This is a genomic window from Amycolatopsis sp. NPDC004169, assembly GCF_040610315.1.
In the GTDB taxonomy this organism is placed as follows: Bacteria; Actinomycetota; Actinomycetes; order Mycobacteriales; family Pseudonocardiaceae; genus Amycolatopsis.
The window spans coordinates 154,698-181,166 of sequence record NZ_JBEXMD010000008.1; the positions used below are offsets into that span (position 1 = coordinate 154,698).

At 71.8% G+C, this 26,469-nt stretch carries 28 protein-coding genes; 19 read left to right on the forward strand and 9 right to left on the reverse strand.

Annotated features, from left to right (window positions below; all coding sequences use genetic code 11):
* Positions 1–102 precede the first annotated feature (102 nt).
* Entirely contained in the window at positions 103–702 is a 600-nt protein-coding gene (locus ABZX11_RS13585; RefSeq protein WP_354912931.1) for a methyltransferase domain-containing protein, read from the forward strand.
* Entirely contained in the window at positions 674–1,153 is a 480-nt protein-coding gene (locus tag ABZX11_RS13590; RefSeq protein ID WP_354912933.1) for a DedA family protein, read from the forward strand. The genes ABZX11_RS13585 and ABZX11_RS13590 overlap by 29 nt, the downstream gene beginning before the upstream one ends.
* Here ABZX11_RS13590 and ABZX11_RS13595 read toward each other — a convergent pair.
* Complete coding sequence (locus ABZX11_RS13595) at positions 1,129–1,902, reverse strand: helix-turn-helix transcriptional regulator (RefSeq protein ID WP_354912934.1); 774 nt, start codon at positions 1,900–1,902, stop codon at positions 1,129–1,131. The genes ABZX11_RS13590 and ABZX11_RS13595 overlap by 25 nt on opposite strands.
* 75 nt (positions 1,903–1,977) lie before the next feature.
* On the opposite strand from ABZX11_RS13595, the gene ABZX11_RS13600 reads away from it, so the two are divergent.
* The 3 genes from ABZX11_RS13600 to ABZX11_RS13610 all read left to right on the forward strand — a co-directional run bounded on the left by ABZX11_RS13600 (position 1,978) and on the right by ABZX11_RS13610 (position 7,588).
* Complete coding sequence (locus ABZX11_RS13600; RefSeq protein WP_354912935.1) at positions 1,978–2,901, forward strand: LLM class flavin-dependent oxidoreductase; 924 nt, start codon at positions 1,978–1,980, stop codon at positions 2,899–2,901.
* A 52-nt stretch (positions 2,902–2,953) separates the two neighbouring features.
* Positions 2,954–6,508, forward strand: coding sequence for a transcription-repair coupling factor (mfd, locus tag ABZX11_RS13605; RefSeq protein ID WP_354913112.1), 3,555 nt, complete (start codon positions 2,954–2,956; stop codon positions 6,506–6,508).
* Between the two features lie 84 nt (positions 6,509–6,592).
* Positions 6,593–7,588: a Scr1 family TA system antitoxin-like transcriptional regulator gene (locus tag ABZX11_RS13610; RefSeq protein ID WP_354912937.1), complete on the forward strand. Its 996-nt coding sequence runs from the start codon at positions 6,593–6,595 to the stop codon at positions 7,586–7,588.
* Here the strand turns inward: ABZX11_RS13610 and ABZX11_RS13615 are convergent.
* Entirely contained in the window at positions 7,572–7,979 is a 408-nt protein-coding gene (locus ABZX11_RS13615; protein ID WP_354912939.1) for a hypothetical protein, read from the reverse strand. The genes ABZX11_RS13610 and ABZX11_RS13615 overlap by 17 nt on opposite strands.
* Positions 7,980–8,064: 85 nt before the next feature.
* Between ABZX11_RS13615 and ABZX11_RS13620 the strand changes: the two genes are divergently transcribed.
* The 8 genes from ABZX11_RS13620 to ABZX11_RS13655 are packed head-to-tail and all read left to right on the forward strand — an operon-like array spanning position 8,065 to position 14,739.
* Positions 8,065–9,090, forward strand: coding sequence for a hypothetical protein (locus ABZX11_RS13620; RefSeq protein ID WP_354912941.1), 1,026 nt, complete (start codon positions 8,065–8,067; stop codon positions 9,088–9,090).
* A complete protein-coding gene (locus ABZX11_RS13625) occupies positions 9,087–10,019 on the forward strand; it encodes a MazG family protein (RefSeq protein ID WP_354912943.1) in 933 nt (310 codons plus the stop codon). Before ABZX11_RS13620 ends, ABZX11_RS13625 begins: the two co-directional genes overlap by 4 nt.
* Positions 10,020–10,073: 54 nt before the next feature.
* Entirely contained in the window at positions 10,074–10,631 is a 558-nt protein-coding gene (locus tag ABZX11_RS13630) for an RNA polymerase sigma factor (RefSeq protein WP_176174826.1), read from the forward strand.
* Entirely contained in the window at positions 10,628–11,452 is an 825-nt protein-coding gene (locus ABZX11_RS13635) for a zf-HC2 domain-containing protein (protein WP_354912945.1), read from the forward strand. The genes ABZX11_RS13630 and ABZX11_RS13635 overlap by 4 nt, the downstream gene beginning before the upstream one ends.
* Positions 11,453–11,470: 18 nt before the next feature.
* Positions 11,471–12,274: an ABC transporter ATP-binding protein gene (locus tag ABZX11_RS13640; protein WP_354912947.1), complete on the forward strand. Its 804-nt coding sequence runs from the start codon at positions 11,471–11,473 to the stop codon at positions 12,272–12,274.
* Complete coding sequence (locus ABZX11_RS13645) at positions 12,271–13,611, forward strand: hypothetical protein (protein ID WP_354912949.1); 1,341 nt, start codon at positions 12,271–12,273, stop codon at positions 13,609–13,611. Before ABZX11_RS13640 ends, ABZX11_RS13645 begins: the two co-directional genes overlap by 4 nt.
* Entirely contained in the window at positions 13,608–14,171 is a 564-nt protein-coding gene (locus ABZX11_RS13650) for a hypothetical protein (protein WP_354912951.1), read from the forward strand. Before ABZX11_RS13645 ends, ABZX11_RS13650 begins: the two co-directional genes overlap by 4 nt.
* Positions 14,172–14,193: 22 nt before the next feature.
* Entirely contained in the window at positions 14,194–14,739 is a 546-nt protein-coding gene (locus ABZX11_RS13655) for a S1 RNA-binding domain-containing protein (protein ID WP_354913114.1), read from the forward strand.
* Between the two features lie 275 nt (positions 14,740–15,014).
* On the opposite strand, the gene ABZX11_RS13660 is transcribed toward ABZX11_RS13655, so the two are convergent.
* The 6 genes from ABZX11_RS13660 to efeU all read right to left on the reverse strand — a co-directional run bounded on the left by ABZX11_RS13660 (position 15,015) and on the right by efeU (position 20,372).
* Complete coding sequence (locus ABZX11_RS13660) at positions 15,015–15,425, reverse strand: PPOX class F420-dependent oxidoreductase (RefSeq protein ID WP_176174830.1); 411 nt, start codon at positions 15,423–15,425, stop codon at positions 15,015–15,017.
* 17 nt (positions 15,426–15,442) lie between these two features.
* A complete protein-coding gene (locus tag ABZX11_RS13665; RefSeq protein WP_354913116.1) occupies positions 15,443–16,510 on the reverse strand; it encodes an SGNH/GDSL hydrolase family protein in 1,068 nt (355 codons plus the stop codon).
* Positions 16,507–17,076 (reverse strand): WHG domain-containing protein, encoded by a 570-nt coding sequence (locus ABZX11_RS13670; protein ID WP_354912953.1) that lies wholly within the window; start codon positions 17,074–17,076, stop codon positions 16,507–16,509. The genes ABZX11_RS13665 and ABZX11_RS13670 overlap by 4 nt, the downstream gene beginning before the upstream one ends.
* Before the next feature lie 61 nt (positions 17,077–17,137).
* Positions 17,138–18,397 carry an iron uptake transporter deferrochelatase/peroxidase subunit gene (gene efeB / locus ABZX11_RS13675; protein ID WP_176174832.1) on the reverse strand — a complete coding sequence of 420 codons (1,260 nt, stop codon included), beginning with the start codon at positions 18,395–18,397 and terminating at the stop codon, positions 17,138–17,140.
* Positions 18,394–19,530 carry an iron uptake system protein EfeO gene (gene efeO / locus ABZX11_RS13680; RefSeq protein ID WP_176174833.1) on the reverse strand — a complete coding sequence of 379 codons (1,137 nt, stop codon included), beginning with the start codon at positions 19,528–19,530 and terminating at the stop codon, positions 18,394–18,396. Before efeO ends, efeB begins: the two co-directional genes overlap by 4 nt.
* Positions 19,527–20,372 carry an iron uptake transporter permease EfeU gene (gene efeU, locus ABZX11_RS13685; protein ID WP_354912955.1) on the reverse strand — a complete coding sequence of 282 codons (846 nt, stop codon included), beginning with the start codon at positions 20,370–20,372 and terminating at the stop codon, positions 19,527–19,529. The genes efeO and efeU overlap by 4 nt, the downstream gene beginning before the upstream one ends.
* A 367-nt stretch (positions 20,373–20,739) precedes the next feature.
* On the opposite strand from efeU, the gene ABZX11_RS13690 reads away from it, so the two are divergent.
* Positions 20,740–21,486: a murein transglycosylase gene (locus tag ABZX11_RS13690; protein ID WP_354913118.1), complete on the forward strand. Its 747-nt coding sequence runs from the start codon at positions 20,740–20,742 to the stop codon at positions 21,484–21,486.
* A 222-nt stretch (positions 21,487–21,708) separates the two neighbouring features.
* On the opposite strand, the gene ABZX11_RS13695 is transcribed toward ABZX11_RS13690, so the two are convergent.
* Positions 21,709–22,113 (reverse strand): tetratricopeptide repeat protein, encoded by a 405-nt coding sequence (locus ABZX11_RS13695; RefSeq protein WP_176174835.1) that lies wholly within the window; start codon positions 22,111–22,113, stop codon positions 21,709–21,711.
* Between the two features lie 72 nt (positions 22,114–22,185).
* On the opposite strand from ABZX11_RS13695, the gene ABZX11_RS13700 reads away from it, so the two are divergent.
* The 5 genes from ABZX11_RS13700 (at position 22,186) to ABZX11_RS13720 (ending at position 26,462) form a co-directional block, all read left to right on the forward strand.
* Positions 22,186–22,647: a VOC family protein gene (locus ABZX11_RS13700; RefSeq protein WP_354912957.1), complete on the forward strand. Its 462-nt coding sequence runs from the start codon at positions 22,186–22,188 to the stop codon at positions 22,645–22,647.
* Positions 22,648–22,711: 64 nt separating this feature from the next.
* Complete coding sequence (eno, locus tag ABZX11_RS13705) at positions 22,712–23,998, forward strand: phosphopyruvate hydratase (protein WP_176174837.1); 1,287 nt, start codon at positions 22,712–22,714, stop codon at positions 23,996–23,998.
* A gap of 248 nt (positions 23,999–24,246) precedes the next feature.
* A complete protein-coding gene (locus ABZX11_RS13710) occupies positions 24,247–24,609 on the forward strand; it encodes a septum formation initiator family protein (RefSeq protein WP_176174838.1) in 363 nt (120 codons plus the stop codon).
* A 24-nt stretch (positions 24,610–24,633) separates the two neighbouring features.
* On the forward strand, positions 24,634–25,143 hold the full coding sequence (locus ABZX11_RS13715; RefSeq protein WP_354912960.1) for a DUF501 domain-containing protein: 510 nt from the start codon (positions 24,634–24,636) through the stop codon (positions 25,141–25,143).
* A 140-nt stretch (positions 25,144–25,283) separates the two neighbouring features.
* Positions 25,284–26,462, forward strand: coding sequence for a lytic murein transglycosylase (locus tag ABZX11_RS13720; protein ID WP_354912962.1), 1,179 nt, complete (start codon positions 25,284–25,286; stop codon positions 26,460–26,462).
* Positions 26,463–26,469 lie beyond the last annotated feature (7 nt).

Below are 26,469 nucleotides of genomic sequence, written 5' to 3' on the forward strand. Positions count from 1 at the left end.
GGTCGTCATCCCCGCGGTCCGATCGGAGTCCTCCCGGGGGAGGACCAAGCCGATCGACGCAACGGATTCGCGGCCACCGTGGTCGTTCCTAGCGTCGGGGCCATGTCGATCACCAGTGAATTCCTTCGCCACCCCGTGCTGACGGGCGCGATCGCGCCGAGTTCGCCGCGGCTGGCCGAAGAGATGACGGCGGGCCTCGGCCTGGAACGCGCGTCGTGCGTCGCGGAGCTCGGGCCGGGCACGGGCGTGTTCACCGAAGCGGTTCTCACGCTGCTTGGCCCCGAAGCACGCTTCACGGCTGTAGAGATCAACCCGCGTTTCGCGACGGCCTTGAGCGAGCGCTTTCCCCGCGTCGAGGTCGTCACCGGTTCGGCGGAACACCTGGCGACCGGGACCGGCTTCGACGTGGTGGTCTCCGGGCTGCCGTGGACGGCCATGCCCGGGGGCCGCCAGCAACGCATCCTCGACGCGGTCATCGCGGCACTGGCTTCGAACGGGCGGTTCACGACGTTCGCGTACGCCCACGCGGCCTGGACGCCGCCTGCACGTCGCTTCGCCGCGTTGCTGCGAAGCCGGTTCGCCGTCGTGGAGCGCACGAAGGTCGTTTGGGGCAATCTGCCGCCCGCGTTCGTCTACCGCGCGGCGCTGCCGGTGGCGGTGGGGAGGACTCGGCGTGGCCAGCCTGCTGCGGCCCCTGCTTGACGCGCCGGCGGTGGTCGTCTACCTGGTCTGCGCGCTGGTCATCACGGCGGAAACCGCCCTGCTGCCGGGGGTCGTGCTGCCGACGTTGTCGACGCTGCTGCTGATGGGCTTCCTCGCCGAGCGGGGCACGCTCGACCTCGGGCTCGCTTGGCTGGTGGCGGTCGCCGCGGCCGTCTCGGGCGACCAGCTCGCGTACCTCGAAGGGCGCCGCTGGGGACCGCGGTCGTCCCACCGGAACGGGTGGCGGCGGGTGGAAACGGCGGTCGCGCGCTACGGCGTCCCGGCGGTGATCGCGGGCCGCTGCCTGGCCGGCGTCCGCACGCTGGTGCCCCGCGTCGCGGGCTCGGCGGCGATGCCGTACCCGCGGTTCTTGGCGGGCAGCGTGTGCGCGGCGGTGCTGTGGGCGAGCGCGGAGCTGCTGGCGGGTCACACGACGGCGCTGCTGCTCTGAAGGCGGTCCGCGGTCTCGGCGTCCGCGGGCAGGAACGTCTCCAGCTTCAGCTCCGACACGGTGACGTCGGCAGCGGTCGCGAACGTCGTGATCGCCGTGATCAGCCGCAGCTCGCCGATCGACGTGGCCAGCCGGACCGGGACCGCGAACCCCAGGTGCTCCGGGCCGGGCGGGGCCGCGGGTGGCAGGTACCCCTCCAGCTCGGCGAGCTGGGCGGCCAGCCGCTCGTCCGGCGTGCGGGCCAGGTCGTTGCGGAGGCGTTCGAGGATGTGCCGGGCCCAGTCGTCGAGGTTGGCCACACGCGGCGCCATCCCCTGCGGGTGCAACGCCAGGCGCAGCGTGTCGACCGGCTCGCGCAGCAGCTCCGGCGCGACACCCTCGGTGAGCAGCCGGAACCCGTCGTTCGCCGCGACCAGCACGCCGTAGCGGTCGACGACGATCGCCGGGTACGGGCGGTGGCCGTCGAGCAGCCGCCGCAGGCCGTCGAGCACCGGCCGGATCGCCGGGTCGTCGAGCCGCGTTTCGGGGTACGTCGGCGCGTAGCCGGCGGCGTGCAGCAGGCCGTTTCGCTCGCGCAGGGGCAGCTCGAGGGACTCGGCGACGCGCAGCACCATGCCGCGGCCGGGCACCGAGCGGCCGCTCTCCATGAAGCTGACGTGCCGCTGGGTCGTGCCCGCGCGCAGGGCGAGGTCGAGCTGGCTGATCCGACGGCGGGTGCGCCAGTCCTTGAGCGCCGTTCCGAAGTCCACGGCTCCATCCTGCTCGGCGCGTCCATTCCCCGCGGGGAATTGAGGGCATACTCCGGTTCCGGCGACGCTACGGCCATGACGAACTACGGCCTGGTCATCCCGACCTACCAGCCCATCCTCGACGCCGGGCGGACCGCGCCCGAGCTGGTCGGCACCGCCGTCTCCGCGGAGGAGCTCGGCCTCGACTCGGTCTGGGTGGGCGACACCCTCGCGCGGGCGCCGCTGGACGCCTTGACGATGCTCGCGGCCTTCGCCGCGCGGACCTCGCAGGTCACCCTGGGGACAGCGGCGCTGCTCCCGGCCCTGCGCAACCCGATCCTGACGGCCAACCAGCTGTTGTCACTCGACCTGCTGAGCGGCGGCCGCGTCACGGTGGCGGTCGGCGCCGGGTTCGCCGGGCGCAGCGAGCCGGAGTTCGCGTTCGCGGGAGTGCCGTGGGAGCGCCGCCGGGCCCGGCTGGACGACATCGTGGCGCTTTGGCGGGCGATCTGGAGCGGCGCTGGTTCGTTCCACGGCTCGGTGCTGCACCACGACTCCCTGCCGGTGTTCCCGGCCCCGGCCAGGGCGGGTGGCCCCCCGGTGTGGCTGGCGGCGTACACGCCGGGAGCGCTGGAGCGCGTCGGCCGCCTGTACGACGGCTGGCTGCCCTACCCGCCGAACCCCGCGGACTACGGCTCGGGCCTGGCGTCGATCCGGGCGTCCGCGACCCGCCCGGTGACACCGGCGCTGTTCGCGACGGTGCTGGTCGAGGACGATCCGGTCCGCGGCCAGGCCCTGTTGGAGGAGTACTGCGAGAGGAACTACGGCCGACCGGCGGCGTTCGTCCAGGGGATCCAGATGCAGGTCACCGGCAGCGTTGCCGAGGTGGCGGCGGAGCTGCGGAAGTACGAGGGTGCGGAGCACTTCCTGCTGCGGATCGCGAGCACTGACCCGAAGGTGTTCGACGAGCAGCTGCCGCGCGTTGCCGAGGTGGTGAATCTGCTGCGCGACCAGCCGTGATCGGAAACCTGTCGGGGGTGGCACGTAGGCTGGGACCGTGACCGACGCTCCACTGTCCGGACTCCTCACCGCCATCCTTCCCGACCCGGCCCTGCGCGGCGTGGTCGAGCGCGCCGGTGCGCCGCTGCTCGAGCTGCAGGGCCCGGTTGCCGCCCGGCAGCTCGTCGCGGCCGCCATTGCCGCCGACACCGGCGCCGGCCGTCCCGTACTGGCCGTCACCGCCACCGGGCGGGAGGCCGACGAGCTGACCGCGTCGCTCAGCGCCCTCCTGGGCAAAGGCAGAGTCGCCGACTTCCCGAGCTGGGAGACCCTCCCGCACGAACGCCTGTCCCCGCGGGCGGACACCGTCGGGCGGCGGCTCGAGGTGCTGCACCGGCTGAAGACCGGCGATGACGAGCTGCGCGTGGTCGTCGCCACCGTCCGCAGCCTGATCCAGCCCATGGCGCCCGGGCTCGGCTCGCTGAAGCCCATCGACCTGGTCGTCGGCGAGGAGACGCCGTTCGAAGAGCTCCTCGAACGGCTCGTCGAGCTCGCGTACACCCGCGTCGACATGGTCGAGAAGCGCGGCGAGTTCGCCGTCCGCGGCGGCATCCTCGACCTGTTCGGGCCCACCGCGCAGCACCCCGTCCGAGTGGAGTTCTGGGGTGACGAGGTCAGCGAGATCCGCGCGTTCGCCGTCTCCGACCAGCGGTCGCTGCCCGGCGAGATCCCGCGGGTCACCGCGCCGCCGTGCCGGGAACTGCTGCTGACCCGGCCGGTCAAGGAGAAGGCCGCGGAGCTGGCGAAGACCTACGAAGCCGACGCGCACCTGGCCGAGATGCTCACCAAGCTCGCCGACGGCATCCCCGTCGAGGGCATGGAGGCCCTCATCCCGGTGCTCTGCGAAGGCGAGCTGGAGCTGCTCACCGACGCGATGCCGGCCGGCACCCACGTCCTGCTCACCGACCCCGAGAAGATCCGCGCCCGCGCCGCCGACCTCGTCCGCACCGGCCAGGAGTTCCTCGAAGCCTCCTGGACGACGGCCGCGGCGGGCGGGCAGGCCCCGATCGACCTCGGTGCGTCCGCCTACCGCGGGCTCGACGAGATCGCCTCCCACGCGCAGGACACCAAGCGCGCCTGGTGGACGATCACCCAGCTGACCAGCGAAGACCCTGACGTCTACCGCGTCTCGGTCGAGGCCGCGCCCGCCTACCGGGGCGAGATCGAGCGCGCGACGGCGGACCTGCGCGCCCACACCGCCGCGGGCGGCACGGCGGTGCTCGTGGTCGCCGGCCACGGCACCGCGGCGCGCGCGGTCGAGCAGCTCACGAGCGCCGAAGTCCCGGCCACCCAGGCCGGTGACGGCCTCACCGGGCCGCCGGCCGCGGGCATGGTCACGGTCACCTGCGGCGGCCTCACCGACGGCTTCGTCTCGCCCGAGCGCGCGCTGGTCGTGCTCAGCGAAGCGGACCTCACCGGCCGCGGCGCCGGCGCCGGAACGTCCACAAAGGACTTCAACACCAAGATGCCGTCCCGGCGGCGCAACGCGGTCGACCCGCTCGCGCTCAAGGCCGGCGACTACGTGGTGCACGACCAGCACGGCATCGGCCGGTTCGTCGAGATGGTCCAGCGGACGGTCGCCGGCGCCACCCGCGAGTACCTGCTGCTGGAGTACGCCTCCTCGAAGCGCGGCCACCCGGGCGACCGGCTGTTCGTGCCCACCGACCAGCTCGACGAGGTCTCCCGGTACGTCGGCGGCGAGCTGCCCACGCTCAACAAGCTGGGCGGCTCCGACTGGAAGAACACCAAGGCCAAGGCCAAGAGGGCGGTCAAGGAGATCGCCGCCGAGCTCGTCCAGCTGTACGCGGCGCGCCAGTCCGCGCCCGGGCACGCCTTCGGGCCGGACACGCCGTGGCAGCACGAGCTGGAAGACGCCTTCCCGTTCACCGAGACCAACGACCAGCTCGCCGCGATCGACGAGGTCAAGGCGGACATGGAGCGAGGCGTCCCGATGGACCGCGTGATCTGCGGTGACGTCGGCTACGGCAAGACGGAGATCGCCGTGCGCGCGGCGTTCAAGGCGGTCCAGGACGGCAAGCAGGTCGCGGTCCTGGTGCCGACGACGCTGCTCGCCCAGCAGCACCTGAACACCTTCACCGAGCGCATGCGGTCGTTCCCGGTGACGATCAAGGGCCTGTCCCGCTTCACGAACAAGGCGGAGTCCGACGCGATCCTCGAGCAGCTCGCCGGCGGCGAGGTCGACATCGTCATCGGCACGCACCGCCTGCTGCAGACCGGCATCCGCTACAAGGACCTCGGCCTGGTGATCGTCGACGAGGAGCAGCGGTTCGGCGTCGAGCACAAGGAACACATCAAGGCGCTGCGCACGCACGTCGACGTCCTCACGATGTCGGCGACACCGATCCCGCGCACGCTGGAGATGTCGCTGGCGGGCATCCGCGAGATGTCGACGATCCTGACCCCGCCGGAGGACAGGCACCCGATCCTGACGTACGTCGGCGCGTACGACGACAAGCAGGTGGGCGCGGCGATCCGCCGCGAGCTGCTCCGTGACGGCCAGGTCTTCTACGTCCACAACCGGGTGTCGTCGATCGAGAAGGCGGCGCGGCGGATCCGCGAGCTGGTGCCGGAGGCGCGGGTCGTCACCGCGCACGGCCAGATGAACGAGGAAAAGCTCGAGAAGATCATCCAGGGCTTCTGGGAGAACGAGTACGACGTGCTCGTCTGCACGACGATCGTCGAGACCGGCCTGGACATCTCGAACGCCAACACGCTGCTGGTCGAGCGCGGTGACCTGCTGGGGCTGGCCCAGCTGCACCAGCTGCGCGGCCGGGTCGGGCGCGGGCGCGAGCGCGGGTACGCGTACTTCCTGTACCCGCCGGAGGCGCCGCTGACGGAGACGGCGCACGACCGCCTGGCGACGATCGCCCAGAACACCGAGCTGGGCGCGGGCATGGCGGTCGCGATGAAGGACCTCGAGATCCGCGGCGCGGGCAACATCCTGGGTGCGGAGCAGTCGGGGCACATCGCGGGCGTCGGGTTCGACCTGTACGTGCGGTTGGTCGGCGAGGCGGTCGACGCGTTCCGCCGGCACGCGGGCGCCGAGCCGGCGGAAGAGGAGGAATTGGCGGAAGTCCGCGTCGACCTCCCGATCGACGCCCACATCCCGCACGACTACGTCCCGGGCGAGCGGCTGCGCCTGGAGGCGTACCGCAAGATCGCGGCGGCGCCGGACACGGAGGGGCTCGACGCGGTCCGCGAAGAGCTCATCGACCGCTACGGCCAGCCGCCGGCGCCGGTGAACAGGCTGCTGGCGGTGGCGCGGTTCCGCCACACGTGCCGCGAGGCGGGCGTGACGGAAGTGGCGGTCCAGGGCAACACGATCCGCTTCGCGCCGCTGCCGCTGCTGGATTCGCAGATGGTCCGCCTGAAGCGGCTGTACCCGAAGGCGGTGTTCAAGGCGGTGACGAACACGGTCTCGGTGCCCAAGCCGACGGAAGGCCCGGCCGGCGGCCGGATCGGCGCGCCGACGCTGCGGGACGAAGAACTGCTGGAGTGGTGCACGAAACTGCTGGTCCAGCTGACGAAGAAGCCTGCGGCCGTGTAAAGAGGGCTGGACACCGGCGCCATTTCGGGGGACTTTCCGTTGTGGCGCCTGGGTTTCGCTCGGCGGAGGTTTTAGGTTCCGCGCATGGCGGAATATCGCGAGCCGAACATCCGGGCCCGGCAGCTGGGGGAACGGCTCCTCGAGAGGATGGCGGAGAAGGGCTGGGGAGTCCGGGAAATGTCCCGGCGCCTGGAGATGAGTGCGCAGTGGGTATCGTCGGTGACCCGCGGCCGCGCCCGCCCGGACCCGGTGAACCTGGCCAGGCTCCTGACGGTGCTGGGGGTGAAGGGTGCGGAATACCACGAGCTGATGGCCCTGGCCGACGAGATGCGCAAGCCGGGCCTGCTCGAAAACCCTGGAAACCTCCGCACCCTGATCGCGCACGAGCAGCAGGCCACCGCCATTTTTTCGTTCCACGGCGTGGTCATCCCGGGCTTGCTCCAGACCGCTGACTACGCCCGGTCGCTCGCGCACGAAATGGGCAATCCACCCGATCCCGACCGGGTGGATGAGCAGGTCTTCACCCGGCTGTCCCGCCAAGCAATCCTCGCCCGCCCCCAGTCGCGGTTCACGTTCTACCTCCACGAATTCGCGCTGCGCCTGCCGGTCGGCCCCACTCCGGCGGTGATGCGCGCCCAGCTCCACCAACTGGCGAAGCTTCGCGACAACACCACGATCCGGGTAGTACCGGCAACCGGTGGGCATGCCGGGCTCGCCGGGGACTTCCAGCTGGTCGAGTCGGCTTCGTTCCGGCCCTTGATCTATCTGGAGAGTGAAGTTTCCGCGCTCTATCTGGAGGACCCCCGCGAAATTTCGGCTTACCGCCGCATTCTCCGCGCGCTCGCGAAGACCGCTCTCGATGAGGCAGAATCACGCATGCTCATCACCCGACTCGCGCGAGACCTCCCGGGAGTGAACATGCCCGAAAAATGGCGGAAGAGCACCCACAGCAGTCAAGCCGATTGTGTCGAGGTGGCCATCGATCGGCCGGTCCTGATCCGGGACACCAAGGACCGTGAAGGCGGCACCCTCGCCGCCTCCACCCCCGCCTGGCGCGAGCTCCTTACCCGACTTCGCTGAACATCGGCGGCAGAGCCTCCGCCAGCCCCATCCGCACCGACTCGACCGGCACCGGAATCGCTCCGGCGCCCGACATCGGCTGCGGCCGGGGCCGTCGCGGCTTGCGGGATCCCGCTCCTCCGCCCCGCCCCGGGTACACCAGCAGCCCGCGCACCGGGTCCGGGACCGCGTCCAGGGCCGCCGTCACGACCGGCAACGCTCGGAACGCGTCCCTTCTCTCCTCCGTCGTGAACTCGATCTCCAGCACCACACCCCAGCGGTGCTCGTGCCAAACCCACTGCTCAGCGCCGTTCGTCAGCGCCGCTTCGGTGAGTGCGTCCCCTCGTTCCAGGCGCCACAGCGAAGCCGAATGCTCCCCGTCGAACACTTCGATGGTCAGCCAATGGTCCATATGTCGACATTACCGCCGGCGCGACCTCATGGGTGTTGCGTTTCGGGGGCGATGGTGTGAGAGGGTATGGCCTGTGATGCGGATCATGGGGCGCCCTCGCGCGCTGGTCGCGGTCGTTGCCGGTGCTCTTCTGCTCGCCGGGTGCGGTTCCGGTCCGAGTCAGGTCGGCAGCGCCGTCATCGTCGGCGACCGGTCGGTTTCCCTGGACAGCGTGCAGTCGATGATCGACCAGGCCGTCCGCGACCACCCGTACGCGCGCAAGCTCGCCGCCGAGCACAAGCTCGACCTGCTTGGCCGCGAGATCGTCCGGCAGACCGTCATCCACGAGCTGACTGTGCGCGCGAGCGAGTCGGAAAACCTCGTCGCCGACCAGGCGAAGGTCGCCGGGCTGGCCGCGCAGGTGCGCAACGTGCCCGTCGCCGACACCGGGCAGGGCGACCAGGTCGCGCTCACCCAGATCGTCTCGCAGCTGCGTGACCACAACGAGGTCGCGAGCGACGTCGTCCTCGAGCAGCAGCTCGCGCAGAAGCTGCTGCCGAAGCTGTCCGTCGGCGCGGACTACGTCGGCATCAGCGCCACCGCCGACAACGACCAGGCCGCCCGCACCCGCGCCTTCGACCTCGCGAAGGAGTTCGCCGACGACCCCGGCAAGGTCCAGGGCGTCGTCCAGCAGGCGCAGAAGGAAGGCCAGCAGGCCCAGCAGACCGGCATGCCCGGCCCCAGCGGCTACTCCGCCGGCCAGTCCGCCGAGCTCTTCAGCGCCGCCCAGTACGTCGGCCTGGCGTCGACCGCGCTCTTCGGCACCGAGACGAACCACGTCGTCGTCTTCCAGGCGCAGAAGCCGCAGAGTCCCGACTGGTTCGTCTTCTTCGTCCGCGCCCGCGGCACCGACAAGGCCGTCCCGGCCGACCAGGAAGCCCAGAAGCCGACCGACGCGCAGCTGACCGCGGTCGGCACCCGGCTGCTGCAGCCGTACCTCGGCCAGAGCGGCCTGCGCGTCAACCCGCGGTACGGCGTGTGGGATGTTGTGGGCATGAACCTTGTGCCGAACAAGGACGCCGTCCAGGGCGTCGTGCTGCCCGCTCGCGGTGCCGCGCCCGCGCAGCAGTGAGCACGGGTGTCGTCGTAGTCGTCCGCGGGACGACGCTGCCCGGTGCGGCGCTGAAGATCCTGCGTGAGTCACCCGCCGTCTACGCGGCCACGGACGTCGATCCCGCCGCGTTCGGCGTCCCGGCCGTCACCGAGGCGCCGTCGCTGAAGGACGTCGTCCTGCTCGCCGGGTCGCGGGACGAGCCGGCCGCGGCGCTGCTCATCGCGACCGGTGCCGACGTCATCGAGACGCCGGTGCCGCCGCTGGTCGAGGCGGCCGAGGTGATGGACCGGCTGCGTTCGCCGGGCGGCTGCCCGTGGGACGCCGTCCAGACGCACGAGTCGCTGCGGCAGTACCTGGTCGAGGAGACCTACGAGCTGCTCGACGCCATCGAAGAGGGTGACCGCGAGGCGCTGCGCGAAGAACTCGGCGACGTCCTGCTGCAGGTCCTCTTCCACGCGCGGGTGGCGGCCGAGGACACCGACGACCCGTTCGGCATCGACGAGGTCGCCGCCGCGCTGGTCGCGAAGCTGGTCGGGCGGCACCCGCACGTCTTCGCCGACGACGGCCCGGTGCACACCGTCGAGCACCAGAACCTCAAGTGGGAAGAGCTGAAGCAGCGCGAGAAGCAGCGCCGGTCCATTGTGGACGGCGTGGCGCTCGGGCAGCCCGCCGTCGCGCTGGCGGGCAAGCTGGGGCAGCGCTCCGGGCGCGCGGGCATCCCGCTCGACCTGTTCCCCGACGGCGTCGGGGCGGCCGCCCAGCTGTTCCGCATCGCGGCCACCGCGCGCCGGGCGGGTGTCGACGCCGAGGGTGAGCTGCGGGCGGTGGCGAAGGAGTTCGCCAAGGACATCCGGGCCGCCGAGCAGGCCGCCCGCGACGCCGGGCTGGAGCCGACCACCCTGGAGGCCGACGGCTGGCGGAAGTTCTGGCCGTCCCGTTCGGTGTGACGCAGCACACATCCGGGTGAGAACCGTTTCGGCTCACCCGGCGTCTTGCTTGGTGTGAGACACCCGTCACTGGAAGTCGCGGATGAGGAGCACCTCGTCCGGCGCACGGCCATGGGCGATCGCGCGGCGTTCGAGGAGCTCTACCGCCGCACGGCGCCCTGGCTCGCCGTGCGCCTGCGCCGCCGGTGCGCGGACGAGCAGATCGTCGCTGAGGTCATGCAGGAGACGTTCCTGGCCGTCTGGCGGGCGGCGGGGTCGTTCGCGGGCGCGGCCACCGGCGGCAGCGCGGTCGGGTGGGTCTGGACGATCGCGGCGCGCCGCCTGGTCGACGCGTTCCGCCGCCGGGCGCACCACGCCCAGCCACCGCCGGAGGTCGCGCTCGACGTGGCACCGGTGGCGGGAGCGGAGGAGGAACTGCTCGCCTCGACGATGGGCGACGAGGTCGGCGCCGCGTTGCGCGACCTGGCGCCGGAGCTGCGGGCGGTGCTGCAGGCGATGGTGCTCGACGGGCTGACGGTCCGGGAGACGGCCGTCCTGCTGGGCTTGCCGGAGGGAACGGTCAAGACCCGCGCACGCCGGGCGCGGATCGCATTGCGGGAGGCACTGTCATGAACCACGCGCCGGAGCAGCTCATCGTCGCGTACGTGGCGGGCGAAGACCTCCCGGGTGATCAGCTCTGGGGCCTCGAAGCGCACCTCGAGGCCTGCCGGGTGTGCCGGGAGCGGCTGGCCGAAATCGCGCCGGTCGAGCCGGTGGTGGACCTGGTCTGGAGCCGGCTCTCGGTCGAGGTCCGGCTGCCGTCCGGCCCGTTCCACGAACTCGCCCCCGCGCCACGGCCGCAGCGGCGACGCCGGCGGTGGCGGTGGCTCGGCACCTGGGTCACCCCCGCGATGGCGCCGTGGCTGGCGATGATCGCGGCCGTCACGCTGGCGGCGATCCTGCTCGACAGCGTCTGGCGCGCGGCACTCGACGTGACAGCGGTGCAGCTCTTCGCGCCGGTGCTGCCGGTGCTCGGCGTCGCCGTCTCGTGGGCGCGGGGGCTCGATCCGGCGTACGAGGTCGTCACCGCGACCCCGCGCGCGGGGCTGTACCTGGTCGTCCGGCGGACGGTCGCGGTGCTCGCCGTCGTCCTGCCGGTGCTGGCGGTTTCCGGGTGGCTGACCGGCACGCAGCCGGCGCTCTGGCTGCTGCCGAGCCTGGCCTTCACCACCGGCACGCTCGCGCTCGGCGGGCTGGTCGGTGTCGGCCGGGCGGCGTACGCGCTGGTCGTGGTGTGGGTGGCGATCGTCGTGCTGCCGGCGTTCATCCAGCGGGGAGAAGCGTTTTCGCTCGGCACCGGCGCGCTGCCGGTGTGGGCCGGGGTCTTCGTGCTGACCACGGTGGTCGTCGCCCTGCGCGGGCCGGCGTTCACCCGGCTCGGCGCACGTCACTAGCTCTTCAGGGGAGGAAACATGCGGGCAGTAGGGGCCGCCGAGGTCGCACCGTCGACGTACGCCTGGGAAATCCGGGCGGAGGCGCTGAAGGTGCGGGTGGGACGGCGGAAGATGGCCGTGGACGGGCTGGACCTGTCCCTCGGCAAGGGCGTGCACGGGCTGCTCGGCCCGAACGGCGCCGGCAAGACGACGCTGATCCGGGCGCTGGCCACGGTGCTGCGGCCGGCGTCGGGCAGCCTGTCGCTGCTCGGCACCCCGGCCGGCGGGCACACCGGCCTGCGCGAGCTGCGCCGCCGGATCGGGTACCTGCCGCAGGACTTCGGGTACTACAAGCGGTTCACCGTCCGCGAGTTCGTCGAATACCTGGCCTGGCTGAAAGAGATGTCCAAAGAGGACATCCCGGGGGCGGTCCAGCGGGCCGTCGAGCGGGTGGGCCTGGCCGACCGCGCCGACGACCGGATGAAGACCCTGTCGGGCGGCATGGTCCGCCGGGTGGGCATCGCCCAGGCGATCGTCAACGACCCGGACATCCTGCTGCTCGACGAGCCGACGGCCGGCCTCGACCCGGCGCAGCGGCTCCGGTTCCGCGAGCTGGTCCAGGACCTGGGCCGCGACTCGTGCGTGCTGATCTCGACGCACCTGGTGGAGGACGTCGCCACGGCGTGCACGGACGTGGTGCTGTTCGCGGCGGGCAAGCTGGTGTTCCAGGGGACGCCGGAGGGGCTGGCCGCGGCGGGCACGCTCGAGCACGGGGGAGACAGCCCGATCGAGCGCGGGTATTCGGCGCTGCTGAACCACGAGCCGGGCCGGGGGGCGTGGTGATCTTCCGCATCGAACTGCGGCGCTCGATCGCGCCCTGGGTGGGCCTCGCGCTGGTCGTCCTCGCGCTCGCGTACCTCTTCCTGCTCACCGGGCCGTGGTGGAAGAACCCGGGCGCCTGGTTCGCGAACACCACCACGACCGCGCTGTGGATCCGGTACCTGCTGCAGTTCCTCTGGCCCGTCGTGGTCGGCGCCGGTGCCATCCAGGGCATGCGGGACAGCCGCTCCGGCATGGTCGAACTGCTGGCGACGACACCGCGGCCGGCGTGGCAGCGGGCGATCCGGCTGGCCGGCGCGCTCGGCGCGCTGACCGCACTCGGCTACCTGGCCGTGTTCGGCGTCGGCGTCGGCGAAGTACTGGCCCACGACGGGTTCGTCTCGGCCGTCTTCGTCCCCGTCCTGGGCATCGGGGTGCTCGCCGTGGTCGCCGGTGGCTGGCTGGGCCTGGCGGTCGGGCGGCTGCTGCCGCACCCGCTGACCGCGCCCGGGCTGGCCGTGGTGGCCTTCGCCGGGACGATCCTCTGCTGGATTTCGCTCGAGCCGGGGCTGGACGCGGTGCTGCCGCACCGGGTCGGCACGCTGACGCCGTCGCTGGCCGAGCCGCGGGGCTCGATGGTGACGACGGCCGCGGCGGTCGACGTCGGGCAGGTGGCGTGGTTCCTCGGCCTCGCCGTCACCGGGTTCCTGCTGCTGTCGGTGCAGTCCGTGCGCGCGCGGCTGCTGAGCCTGCTGCCGCTGGTCGCCGGGGTCGCCCTCGCGCTGCCGCTGTTCCCCTCGGAGGTCTTCGCCGCCGACGACGTCGCCGCCCGGAAGGTCTGCGACGGGCCGGTCTGTGTGGCGGAGATGCACCGGGACCGCCTGGCCGCCTTGGCCGGTCCGGGCCGCGAAGCCCTCGCCATGCTGGCGAAGCTGCCGGGCGCGCCGACGCGGGTGGAGGAGGAGGTCCTGCCCGACTCCCCGGCCGCGCCCGCCCGGCGCGACCCCGGCGTGGTCTACCTCGACTTCCAGCGCAACGACGTCCTGCTCCGGGCGGACGCGAGCGACCTGCGGCTGGCGGTGCTGTCCGGCGCGGGGGTGCCGCCGTGCGTGCCGCCGAGCCACGCGGACGTGTCCGACATGGGCGCCCGGATGATCGCGGCGGCGTACTTCACCGGGGAGCTGAAGCTGCTGCCCGAGTTCACCCGCAACTGGTTCAGCTCGAAACGGGACGTGTTCGAGCAGCTGTGGGCGAAGTTCCGGGCTTTGCCCGAAGACGTGCAGTTCACTCGGGTGGTCGCGCTGCGCCGGTCGTTGCTGACTTGCCAGGGCGACCCGCTGGAAACGCTGGTGTCGCGATGAGGTGGGCGGTGCTGTACGCGCGTTCGCGGCAGCTGCCGGCGGCCTTCGCGGCCTTGCTGGTGGCGACGTCCGCGGTGTGGTTGCTGGGCCGGGACGGGTGGAACGGGGTCCTCGTCGCGCTGGCGCTGACCACGGCGGTCGCGGTGACGGCGATCGGGCTCAGCGGCCAGGACCCCGAGCTCGACCGGACCGCGGCCCGGCCGTGGCCGGTCCGGCGGTTCGCCCACCTGGCGCTGATCGCGGTGGTGGCCGGGGCGGTGGTGCTGGGGATCCAGCAGCTCGGGCCGGCCCAGGTGGCCGCGTCGGTCATCATCCGCGACGCGGCGGGCCTGGCGGGGCTCGCGGGCTTGGCGGCCACGGTCGCGGGCGGCCAGTTCGGCTGGACGCTCCCGCTGGTGTGGTGCGCGATCGCGCCGTTCGTCCGCGACAACGGATCGACGGCCGAGCGAGTACTGGCGTGGCTGCTGCAACCACCGGAAACGACGGCCGCCACCTGGACGGCGGCGGTACTGGCGGTTGCGGGGGCCGTGGCGTACACCGCCTGGGGTGGCCGCCGGTAGCTCGTGGGAGCCTGGGCGGGTGATGGGCGGACGGGCCGAGCACCCGCAGCTGTGGGCGTTCCTCGAGGCACTGCACCCGGGGGAGCTCCTCACCGGCACCGTGGCGGCGATCGAGCGGTTCGGCGTGTTCGTGGCCCTGGACGACGGCCCCGCGCACCCGGTCTTCCCCGGCGTCGGGTTCGTCGTCTACCCCGAGCTTTCGTGGCGGCGGTTCGCCGCCGCCACCGACGTCGTGCAGGTCGGTTTGCGCGTGTCCGGCGAGTTCCTCGCGTTCGACACGGCGAACCTGGAAGCCCGGCTGTCCCTGCGGGCGACCCAGCCGGACCCGTTCCAGGCGTTCGCCGACACCACCACAGCCGGACGGCAACTGCGCGGCCGGGTCACCCTGCTGAGCCCGGTCGGCGTCTTCGTCGAGGTCGCCGACGGAGTCGAAGGACTGGTCCGGGAGCCCATCGGCGAATGCCGGGTCGGCGACGAGCTCTCGGTGGTGGTGACCGGGATCGACCGCGTGGGGCGCAAGCTCACCCTCGCGCCGGGGCCGCAGGAGCACCTCCGCGGCCGCGCTTGACCGGCTGATTGGGGAGCCCATCGGCGAGAGCTGGGTCGGTGACGAGCTCGCGGTTGTCGTGACCGGGGTCGACCGGGTGGGGCGCAGGCTGACTCTTGCGCCGGGGCCGCGGGAGTACCTCCGCGGCCGCGCTTGACCGGCTGGTTGGGGAGCCCATCGGCGAGAGCCGGCCCGAGACGAGCTCACGGTCGTCGTGACCGGAATCGACCGCGTGGGGCGCAGGCTCACCCTCGCGCCGGGGCCGCTGGAGCGCTCCCGCGGCCCCGTCTGACCGATCACACGTTCCGGATGTTCGACTCCAGTTCCAACGGCTCGCGATCCCAGTCCTCGACGCCGAAGGCCAGAATCCGCTCCGGGTGGATGCGGATCACCGCGTCGTCGAAGTGGTTGTCCGGGAGGTTCACGCCCACCAGGGCCTCCGCGCGGCCGCGGATCTCCAGGCAGCGCACGCGCCACGGGTTCGTCGATGGCAGGTCGTCGACCACGAACGCCACGCGGTCGTGCGTGGCTATGTTGCGGAACTTCTTGCTGTTCCGCAGGTTGTGGCCGGTGACGTCGATCGTTTGCTCGTCCGGGTTGTAGCGGAAGCCGACCGGGTTGGCCTGGAGCGTTCCGTCCGGCTGCTGGGTCGCCAGCCGGCCCAGTGGCTGGGCGGCGAGGTAGGCGAGTTCTGCTTCGGTGAACATGACCGAAGCCTCCAACTTCAAGCTCTGTTGAAGTCAAGGACCAGCGAGGCGAACCTCGCCCCGATCCGGTGGTGGGCCGCCGGGGACGGGTGGAGGGCGTCCGGCAGCGGCAGGTCCGCGAAGTCCTCCTCGCCGTAGAGCGCCAAGCCGTCGAGGTAGCTCAGGTTCGGGTCCTCGCGCTGCGCCACGATCCGGGCCAGCTCCTCCCGGATGACCTCCAGCGTCAGCTTGCCCGGGCCCGGCTCACCGGTCGCCCGGAAACGCACGAAACCGGAAGCCAGTGCCTCGTGGTCGAAGTCGCCCGGGCCCGGCGTGCGCTCGTGGATCGGGCAGTACAGGGGCGAGACGACCAGGAGCGGCGTGTCCGGGTGGCCGTCGCGGATCGTGTCGAGGAACCCGTGCACCGCGGGCCCGAACGCGCGCAGGCGCATCAGGTCCGCGTTGACCACGTTGATGCCCAGCTTGACGCTGATCAGGTCGGCCGGGGTGTCCCGCAGCGCCCGCGCGGTGAACGGGTCGAGCAGCGCGTTGCCGCTGAAGCCCAGGTTGACCAGCTCGACCCCGGCGGCGAGCGCGGCCACCGCGGTCCACGTCGTCGACGGGCTGATCGCGTTCGAGCCCTGGCTGATCGAACTGCCGTGGTGCAGCCACACCCGGTCCGCCCGGGGCGACGGCGAAACCGGCGCGTCGGTGCGCAAGGCCACCAACGTCGTCAGTTCGTTGTGCGGCAACCAGATCTCGATGTCCTTGTCCTGCCCGGGGAGGTCCGCGAACCGGACGCCGGCGGGTGCGGTCGCCTGGGCGGCGAGCTTGCCGTCGACCAGCAGGTCGTAAACGCCGTCGGGCCGTGGCGGCGCGCCCGGGTACTCGACCTTCGTCGCCAGCGTGTCGAGTTCGATCACGCGGGCGCTCGTCCGGAACCGCAGCCGCACGCCCGCGGGCTGGGCCTCCGCCATGGCGAGCCGCGGGTCGGTGTTCTGCGCCCGCGCGCGGGCCGGGAGCCGGTGCGGCACCAGGCCGCTTTCGGTGCATTCGAGTTCGAGGGCGCCGCGGACGAGCTTCGCGGTCAGGGGGATGTCGATCACGATCGTGGCCAATCACGCAGGAGGGAGTCGAGGACGGCGAGGATGCGCACCCAGCTGTCCGCCGCCGCGGGCGCGCTGTGGTCGAACCCGCCCTGGGTTTCGAGGCTGACGAACCCGTGGAAGACGCTGCCCAGCAGCCGCACCGCGTGCGTTTCGTCCGGCCCGGTCAGGTCGTAGCCGCGCAGGATCGCGCGCATCAGCTCGGCGTGCCGGGGACCGGCGCTCGCGGCGGCGGTCTCCGGGTCGAGCCGCAGCTGGGCGGCGGCGTACCGGCCGGGGTGCTCGCGGGCGTAGTCGCGGTAGACGTCGGCGAAGGCGACGAGCGCGTCCCGCCCGGCCCGGCCCGCGAGGGCGGCGGCCGCCCGGACGGCGAGCTCGTCCAGCGCCAGTAGCGCGACCTTGGTCCGCAGGTCGTGCGCGTTCTTGACGTGCGAATACAGGCTGGCGACCTGCACGCCCAGCCGCCGGGCCAGCTCCGACGGCGTCAGCCGGTCGAAGCCGAGCTCGTCGGCCAGCTCCGCGCCGGCGCGCACCACGCTCTCCGTGGTCAGTCCCGCTCGAACCATTAACCTTCTCCTGTTCGCCTAAAGCCAGGGTAGATCAACCTAAAGGCTTTAGGCAAACGGGTCAGGAGAACAGCGCGTCCGCCCAGCTCGCATCGCGGGTCACACCCGGCGGGACCGCGAAGTGCGCCGACCCGGTGTGCTGGACGTACTCCATCATCGCGTCCTTCGACGACAGCGCCTGCTGCATCGGCACGTACTGCTTGCGGGTGTCGCGGTTGAACGCCAGGAAGAACAGCCCGGCCTCCAGGTGGCCGACGCCGTCGGAACCGTCGACGAAGTTGTAGCCGCGGCGCAGGATCCGGACGCCGTTGAGCGCCTGGTGCGAGGCCAGCCGGACGTGCGCGTCCTCCGGGATCAGCTTCTCGCCGCCCGCGCCGCCGACGTCGAGGTCCAGCTCGTCGAACTCCGCGGTCTGGCCCAGCGGGGCGCCGGTGCCCTTCGTGCGGCCGATGATCTTCTCCTGGCCGTCGAGGGTCTCGCGGTCCCACGTCTCGATGTGCATCCGGATCCGGCGCGCCACCAGGTACGTGCCGCCCGCCATCCAGGCCTGGCCGTCGCCGGCCTCGGCCCAGACCTGGTCGCGCAGCACGTCGGGTTCCTCGGCCTTGATGTTGTTCGTGCCGTCCTTGAAGCCGAACAGGTTCCGCGGGGTCTGCTGTTCGCGCGAAGTCGACGAGCTGCGGCCGAAGCCGAGCTGCGACCAGCGGACCTCGGTGACGCCGAAGCCGAGCCGGACCAGGTTGCGGACCGCGTGCACCGCCACCTGCGGGTCGTCCGCGCAGGCCTGGATGCACAGGTCGCCGCCGCTGCGGGCCGGGTCGAGCTTGTCCTTCGGGAACAGCGGCAGGTCGATCAGCTGCGGCGGGCGCTTGCCCGCGAGGCCGAACCGGCCGTCGAACAGCGACGGCCCGAACCCGATGGTCAGGGTCAGGTTCGACGCCGGCAGGTCGAGCGCCTCGCCGGTGTCGCCGGGCGGGGCGTAGGCGCCGCTGCCGACCGCGCCGTTCGCCACGACCTCCTGGCCCGCTGTCATCCGGCGGGCCGCTTCGGTCCACGTCTTGAGCAGGGCCCGCAGCTTCTCGCGGTCCTTCGTCGTGACGTCGAGGGCCGCGAAGTGCAGGTTGGCCTGCGCCGGGGTGGCGATGCCTGCCTGGTGTTCGCCGTGGAAGTCGACGACGTTCGTCGACGCTTCGGCGTTGCCGCTCGTCGCCTTGTCGATCCCGATGCCGGCGGCGGCCCCGGCCCCGGCGAGCGCGACCCCCGCGCCCGCCAGGCCGAACAGCTTCCGCCGCGAGACGCGCGTGCCCTCGGTGGACGTCACTTCGACACGACCTCCGCAACCTTGCTCAGCGGTTCGCTCAGCGCGTCGACGGCCGAGGCGAACTCCTTGACCTGGTCCTGGGAAAGCTCGGTGTAGGACTTGAAGCCGTCACCGGCCCGCTGCTTGTCGAGCAGGCCCTGCACGTTCGCGAACTCCTTGTCCAGAGTGGACACCAGGGCCGGGTCCTTGGCCTGCAGGACCGGCCGCAGCGAGGCGATCGCGCCCTTCGAACCGTCCACATTGGCCTGGAAGTCCCAGAGGTCGGTGTGCGAGAAGGCCTCTTCCTCGCCGGTGATCTTGCCGGTGGCGACCTCGTCGAGCAGGCCCTTGGCGCCGTTCGCGAGGTCCAGTGCGGACAGCTCCAGGGTTTTGGTCTTGCCGACCAGGGTCTTGACGTCGGTCACCAGCTTGTCGGCGATCTGCGCGCTGTCGGGCTGCAGGCCGGTCTTGAACAGGTCCTTCTCCAGCCGGTGGAAGCCGGTGAACTGCTGGTTCGGCTCGAGGTCGGCCTCGCGGACGTCGATGGCCGGGTCGAGGTCGCCGAACTTCTCGGCGACGGGCTCGATGCGCTCGTAGTAGGTGCGGGTGCGCGCGTAGGCGGCCTTCGCCTCGTCGACCTTGCCTGCCTTCACGAGGTCGGCGAACTTCACCGTCTCGTCCTGCAGCGCGGAGGTGTTGTTCGCGATGTAGCCGGCGTAGCTCTTGGTCGCCTCCGCCTTCTGCGCGTTGGTGTCGTTCTGCTTCGCGACGCCGCCGGTCACGGTGAAGTCGCCGCGGATGCCGTCACCGGCCATGCCCGGCTTGCACGCGGTCTGGTACTTGCCGGCGTCGGCGACCTCGACGATCAGCCGCCGGTTGAGCCCGGGCGCAATGTTCTCGACCTCGCCCATGATCCGGTCGCCCTCGGCGTAGAGGTAGAACTCGGTGACCTTGGTGCCCTTGTTGGTGATCTCGAAGGTCAGGTTGCCGGCGTTCGCCGTGGTCGCGGAGACCTCGCACGCGGTGTCGGACGCGGCGACCTTGATCGGGCCGCCGGCCGCCGCGGGCTGGCTCTTGCTGTCGCACGCGGCCAGCGTCACCAGGGCGGCGGCGCCGGCCAGTACGGCCAGCGAGGGGGTCTTGCGCACGGTCACTCCTTCGAGGCGGCCGCGACGGCGGGCGCCGGGGCGGTCTTCTTGCTGGGCTTGAGGAACAGGGGCAGCACGACGGCGACGTAGGCCAGCCAGGCGACGGCCTGCAGCACGGTCGTCTGCTGCGAGTAGTTGAAGATGCCCTTGAGCAGGGCGCCGTACCAGGACGTCTCGGGCAGCGTGCTCGACGCGTCGAACGCCAGGGTGTTGATACCCGGCAGGAACGCGGCCTCCTGGAGGTCGTGCAGGCCGTAGCCCAGCACGCCGGCGGCGACGAACACCAGCAGGACGCCGGTGATCGTGAAGAACTTCGTCAGGTTGAACCGGACCGCGCCCTTGTAGAGCAGCCAGGCGAGCACGACGGCGGCGGCGATGCCGATGGCGAAGCCGATCAGCGGTTCGACGGTGTCGGACTGCGCGGCCTGGACGGTCGAGTAGAAGAACACCGCCGTCTCCAGGCCCTCGCGCCCGACCGCGAGGAACGACAGCAGCAGCACGGCCGCCGGGCCGACGTCCAGCGCGTCGTCCATCTTCCCGCGCAGCTCGGCGGCGATGCTCTTCGACGCCTTGCGCATCCAGAAGATCATCGCGGTGACGAACACGACGGCGACGATCGACAGGCTGCCGCCGAGCAGCTCCTGGTGCTCGAAGGACAGCTGGGCGGTGGTGTAGGTCAGGACCGCGCCGACGGCGACCGACAGCAGCACCGCGGCACCGACGCCGGGCCAGACCCAGCGCAGCGCGTGCCGCCGTTCGGTCTTGACCAGGAAGGCCACCAGGATGCTGACGACCAGCGCCGCTTCCAGGCCTTCGCGCAGGCCGATCAGCGCGCTCGAGAACAACACGGGTCCGCCTCCCTGAGTTTCTGCTTCCGTGATGGTTTTAGGTAAGGCTCACCTGTAAGTCCAGTGGGCGGTCGCTCCCTCGAAACGATGCAACCGGACAAACAGGACACGGATCTGAAGTTAGGTTAGGGTAACCGCAGGTCAGAGGCTTGCGCGTCGACTCCATAACGAATTCTGTGATTTCGCAGGCAGCGGGCCTGGCTTTACCTGCCGCTTGCCTGGTCAGCCGCTTGGGTGACCCTCTTGAGTGGCTCCGTAACCTGTTCGGGTGGCCGAAACCGCTCAGCCGACCGTCACGCCTCCGTCACCGCCTTCGGGCGGGCCGCCCAGGCGGTACGTCGGGCGGATCGCCCTCGCGCTCGGGCTGGTGGTCACCGGCGTGGTCCTCGTCGTCACCATCGGTGTCCGAGACCCGGACGCCCCGGTGGCCTCACCGCCGGTCCAGCCGGCGCTCGCCATCCCGGAGCAGCGGCCGCAGCCGGGCGCCGAAGCACCGCGGGCCGGCCTCGCCGCGCCGGTCGACCGGCCGCAGGTGTCCGACCGCGTGGAGCTGGACGCGTGGGCGGCCCGGGTCGCGGGCAAGACGCACGTCCCGGCGCGCGTGCTCTCGGCGTACGGCCGGGCGGAGATGTGGATGCAGCGCCAGAAGCCGACGTGCCACCTCTCGTGGGCGACCCTGGCGGGCATCGGCCGCGTCGAGAACGAACGCGGCGACTTCGACCTCTCGGCGATCGGCTCGGACGGCCGGGTGGCGAAGCCGGTGGTCGGCCCGCCGCTGGACGGCTCGCCGGGCGTCCCGGCGGTGCACGACAGCGACGGCGGCAGGCTCGACGGCGACAAGTCGTGGGACCACCTGATCGGCCCGATGCAGTTCCTGCCGTCGACGTGGAAGAAGTACCAGGAGCGCGCGAACGGCGACGGCGGCGCACCGGACCCGCAGAACGTGGACGACGCGGCCTTCACGGCGGCGCGGTTCCTGTGCTCCGGTGGCGACGACCTGGGGACGCCGGCGGGCTGGTGGCGGGCGATCCTGTTCTACAACCAGGCCGTTTCGTACGGACAAGACGTGTTCAGCGCGGCGGACGCCTACGCGGAGGCGAGTGTCGCGCCCTGAGTCACAGCTCGCGGTCGGCGACGAACGGCGTGACGGCCATCAGTACGAGCAGCAGCAGCCCGGCGTACGCACCCAGCGTGGCGAAGATCGACATTTCCGGTTCCTCCCTGGTTTCGGTCTGGAACCAGCTTCGCCCGAAAACCCCGCCAGGACATCGGTCGACGGGCCCGGCCTGGTCGGCCGAAAGGCTGAGGAACCCCGGGCCGTTCGGCCCTGGTCAGGTCACGGTTCGCGCAGCGCGATGTGCGCCTTGACCTCGCTGATCGCTTCCAGGTACTCCGGCACCGGGTGCATCGCCGAGGCGATCTTCATCTGGCCCAGCGCCTCGACGAACCGGCCGAGCCGCTGGAGCGTGCGGCCCAGGATGAACCGTGCGTAGTGGTCCGTCGGGTCCAGTTCCAGCACGCGGGTGAACGCCTCCTCGGCGCGCCGCAACTGAGCGGAGTGGAAGTACGCGCGCCCGGCCAGCAGGTGGACCGACGGCTTGTCCGTTTCGGATTCCAGCAGGGGCTGCAACGCCTTCAGCGCGTCGAGCGGACGGCGGCGGCCCACCAGGTCTTCGGCCTGGCGGAAGGCATGGAACCGCGACTCCTCGGGAGGCTGCGAAGCAGCTGCGGCGTCCGTCATGGTCGCTCCCACGTTACCCCCGGGGAGGGGGATGCACACGCCTCCGAACGGGACGTGATGGACTGTGCCGCCATGAGCAGCGGGTACCGGGGCCTGGCGCCCTACCTCTACTACTCCGACGCGACGGAAGCGCTCGCCTGGCTGACCAGGGTCTTCGGGTTCACCGAGGAGGTCCGCTTCTGCGACGGCGCGGGCGAGGTCTTCCAGGCGACCCTGCGGGCCGGCGACGCGCGGATCCAGCTCGCCGGCGTCGGGCCGGACTACTGGCAGGCCAAGGGCGTCGACGGGCCGGTCGGCCAGCTCAACATCCTCTACGTCGACGACGTGGACGCCGCCTACGCGCGGATCGAGGCCGCCCTCGGGGACGAGGGTGAGCTGGAGCCGCCGCAGGACCAGCCGTACGGCGCCCGGGTGTTCACCGTCGCCGATCTCGGGGGCAACAGCTGGACGTTCTGGCAGCAGACGTCCGAGGTCGTCGAGCTGCCGCCGGGCTGGCAGGAGGTCCGCGCGGGCGGTGAGTCCTCCAACGGGTGAACTGCGGCGACGGCTAGGCTGGCGGCGTTACCGCAGGCAGAAATGACGCACCGAGGAGCATGGCGTGGCTCTCATCGAGCAGGTAGGCGCGCGCGAGATTCTGGACTCGCGCGGCAACCCGACGGTCGAGGTGGAGGTGGCTCTCGACGACGGCACCCTGGCGCGGGCCGCGGTCCCGTCGGGGGCGTCGACCGGTGAGCACGAAGCGGTCGAGCTGCGTGACGGCGACACCGGCCGCTACAACGGCAAGGGCGTCGAGCGCGCGGTCGCCGCGGTGCTCGACGAGATCGGGCCGGAGATGGTCGGCATCGAGGCCGTCGACCAGCGGATCGTCGACCAGAAGCTGGTCGACCTCGACGGCACGCCGGCGAAGTCCCGCCTCGGCGCGAACGCCATCCTCGGCGTCTCGCTGGCCGTCGCGAAGGCCGCCGCGGAGTCGGCCGAGCTGGAGCTCTTCCGCTACCTGGGCGGCCCGAACGCGCACGTGCTGCCGGTGCCGATGCTGAACATCCTCAACGGTGGTTCGCACGCCGACAGCAACGTCGACGTCCAGGAGTTCATGATCGCGCCGATCGGCGCGGAGACCTTCCGCGAGGCCCTGCGCTGGGGCACGGAGGTCTACCACTCGCTGAAGTCGGTGCTGAAGGGCCGCGGCCTGTCGACCGGTCTCGGCGACGAAGGCGGCTTCGCGCCCAACCTCGGCAACAACCGTGAGGCGCTCGACCTGATCCTGCAGGCCATCGAGAAGGCCGGCTACACCCCGGGCCGCGACGTCGCGCTGGCCCTCGACGTCGCCGCGACGGAGTTCTTCGCCGACGGCGTGTACACCTTCGAGGGCGCGAAGAAGAGCGCCGAGCAGATGTCGGCCTACTACGCCGAGCTGCTGGCGAACTACCCGCTGGTGTCGATCGAGGACCCGCTGAGCGAGGACGACTGGGACGGCTGGGTCACCCTGACCGCCGAGGTCGGCGAGAAGGTCCAGATCGTCGGCGACGACCTGTTCGTCACCAACCCGGACCGCCTGGAGGAGGGCATCACCCGCCGCGCCGCCAACGCGCTGCTGGTGAAGGTCAACCAGATCGGCACCCTGTCCGAGACGCTCGACGCGATCTCGCTGGCCACGTCGTTCGGCTACAAGTCGATGATGAGCCACCGCTCGGGCGAGACCGAGGACACGTTCATCGCGGACCTGGCGGTCGCCACCGGCGTCGGCCAGATCAAGACCGGTGCCCCGGCCCGCGGCGAGCGGATCGCCAAGTACAACCAGCTGCTGCGCATCGAGGAGACCCTCGGTGACGCCGCCCGGTACGCCGGCGAGCTGGCCTTCCCGCGGTTCAGCGCCGAGGCCTGACGCCGATGGCGGACCGGGGGAGGACACGTGGCCGCCGCGGCGGTGGCGGCGGTTCGGCGCGGGTCGGCGGACCCGCGCGGACCCGCCGCCCGGAGGCCGGTCGTGCGGGGAGCCCGGGATCCCGGTCGCCCCGGACCGACGGCACCGCGGCGGCGCGCCGCCGCACCGGCGACGCGGAGACCACCAGGGCCCGGCTGCGCCGGGGCTTGGCGGCGAAGCGAGCTTCAGGCGCGGCGAAGGTGCTCGGCATGTCCACCACCCGCCGCGCGGCGGTGGTGGCGATCGTGGTGTGCGCGCTGGCGTTCACCATCGCCGTGCCCCTGCGCACGTACCTCTCCCAGCGGACCGAGGTCCGCGAACAGCAGGCGCAGCAGGCCCAGCTGCAGCAGGAGGTCGCTCAGCTCCAAGGCCGCAAGGCGGAGCTGAGCGACCCCGCGCAGATCGAGGCCGAGGCCCGGCGGCGGCTGCGGTACGTCAAGCCGGGCGAGACGCCGTACATCGTCCAGCTGCCGGAGGACAAGGCGCCGGACGCGGCCCCGCCACCCGGTCAGCAGCAGGCCGCGGCCGGCTCCTGGTACGAGAACCTGTGGAACCAGGTCTCGGGCGGCTGAGGGCCACGCTCTAACCTGGACGGTGTGAACAGCACGCAGCAGTACCGGTTCGAGCCCGTCACCGAAGCCGACCGCGAGATCATCGCGGAGCAGCTCGGACGGCCGCCGCGGGCGCTGCGCGCGATCGCCGCGCGGTGCCCGAGCGGTCACCCGTCCGTGGTGCAGACCAGCCCGCGGCTGGAGAACGGCACCCCGTTCCCGACGCTCTACTATCTGACCTGCCCGAAGCTCAATTCGATGATCGGCACCATCGAGGCGTCCGGGATCATGAAGGAGATGACCGAGCGGCTCACCACCGATCCCGAGCTCGCCGCGCAGTACCAGCGCACGCACGAGACTTACCTCGCCGAGCGGGACGCCATCGAGCCGCTGGGCCACCAGGTCACCGCGGGCGGCATGCCCGGGCGGGTCAAGTGCCTGCACGTGCACGTCGCGCACTCCCTCGCCGTCGGCCCGGGCGTGAATCCGTTCGGTGACGAGACGCTGGCCCTGCTTAAGGCCAACGGGTGGCCCACGGGGGACTGTGCCGCGTAACGCTCGCGCCTTGTGAACAGATAACTGGTCTGGGTGAGCGAAAACCTCGATCGCGACTCTCGATGGGCTGAAACTCGGCCGCGCTTGCGGCAGGCTGTCCCCCGGGAACGGCGATCGATCCGGCCAGGAGGACTCCGATCATGCGTGTGCGGCGGCTGCCAGACGCAGTCGGGAGCTACGCGCGGAGATTCGGCATCCGCCACCGCACCGCTTACCCGCTGATCACCGGCATCCTCGCCGTGGTCCCGGCGCTGGTCGCCGGCGGCGGCACCCTCGGCTGGCTCGGCGGCAGCGGTGCGCACACCCGTGACGCCGCCCTGGCCCAGGGCTACGACCCGGGGAACGCGGCCCTCCAGCAGATCGCCGTCGACGGCACCCTCCCCGGCGCGCCCACCCCGCTGCCGCTGCCGGCCTACGAGCTGCCCGACGGCCCGCTCGGCATCCCGGCCACCGCGCTGAAGGCGTACCGCAACGCCGCCGACATCCTCGGCCGCGAGCTGCCCGCGTGCCACATCGACTGGGCGCTGATCGCCAGCATCGGCCGGATCGAGTCCAACCACGCGCGCGGCGGGTACGTCGACGCGTCCGGGACCACCCGCGAGCCGATCCTCGGGCCGCAGCTCAACGGCCAGGGCGGGTTCGCCGCGATCCCGGACACCGACCAGGGCCTGCTCGACACCGACCCGGTGTGGGACCGCGCGGTCGGGCCGACCCAGTTCATCCCGGGGACGTGGAAGGGCTACGCCTCCGACGGCAACGGCGACGGCAAGTCCGACCCGAACAACATCTTCGACGCGGCCCTGGCCACCGGCCGCTACCTGTGCTCCGGCGGGTTCGACCTGGCGAAACCGGACCAGCTGCGCGGCGCGATCTACCGGTACAACAACTCGGACACCTACGTGAACACGGTGGTCCTGTGGGCGGACGCCTACCGCAACGGGATCATGCAGGTGCCGGACAGCACGGTGCCGGTCGGCGCGCCGAACGCGGCGGCGCTTCCCGCGCCGCCGCCGATCCCGCCGCCCCCGGTCCCGACGACGACGGTCTCCACCCCGCCGCCGACCACGTCGGGCACCTCGAAGCCGCCGACGTCGACGCCCACGTGCGCGCCGCCGACGACGACGGTGATCCCGACGACGGTCATCAGCATCACGACCGAGCCGGCGCCGTCCTCCACGCCGACCGGGGACACGTCCTCGCCGAACCCGACCACGACCCCGACGCCGACGTGCGGACAGGTCGTCACCCGGATCAGCACGACGGTCATCACGACCACGACCACGCTGCCGCCGACCACCACCGGAACGGGCGCCGGTTAGGGTGGCG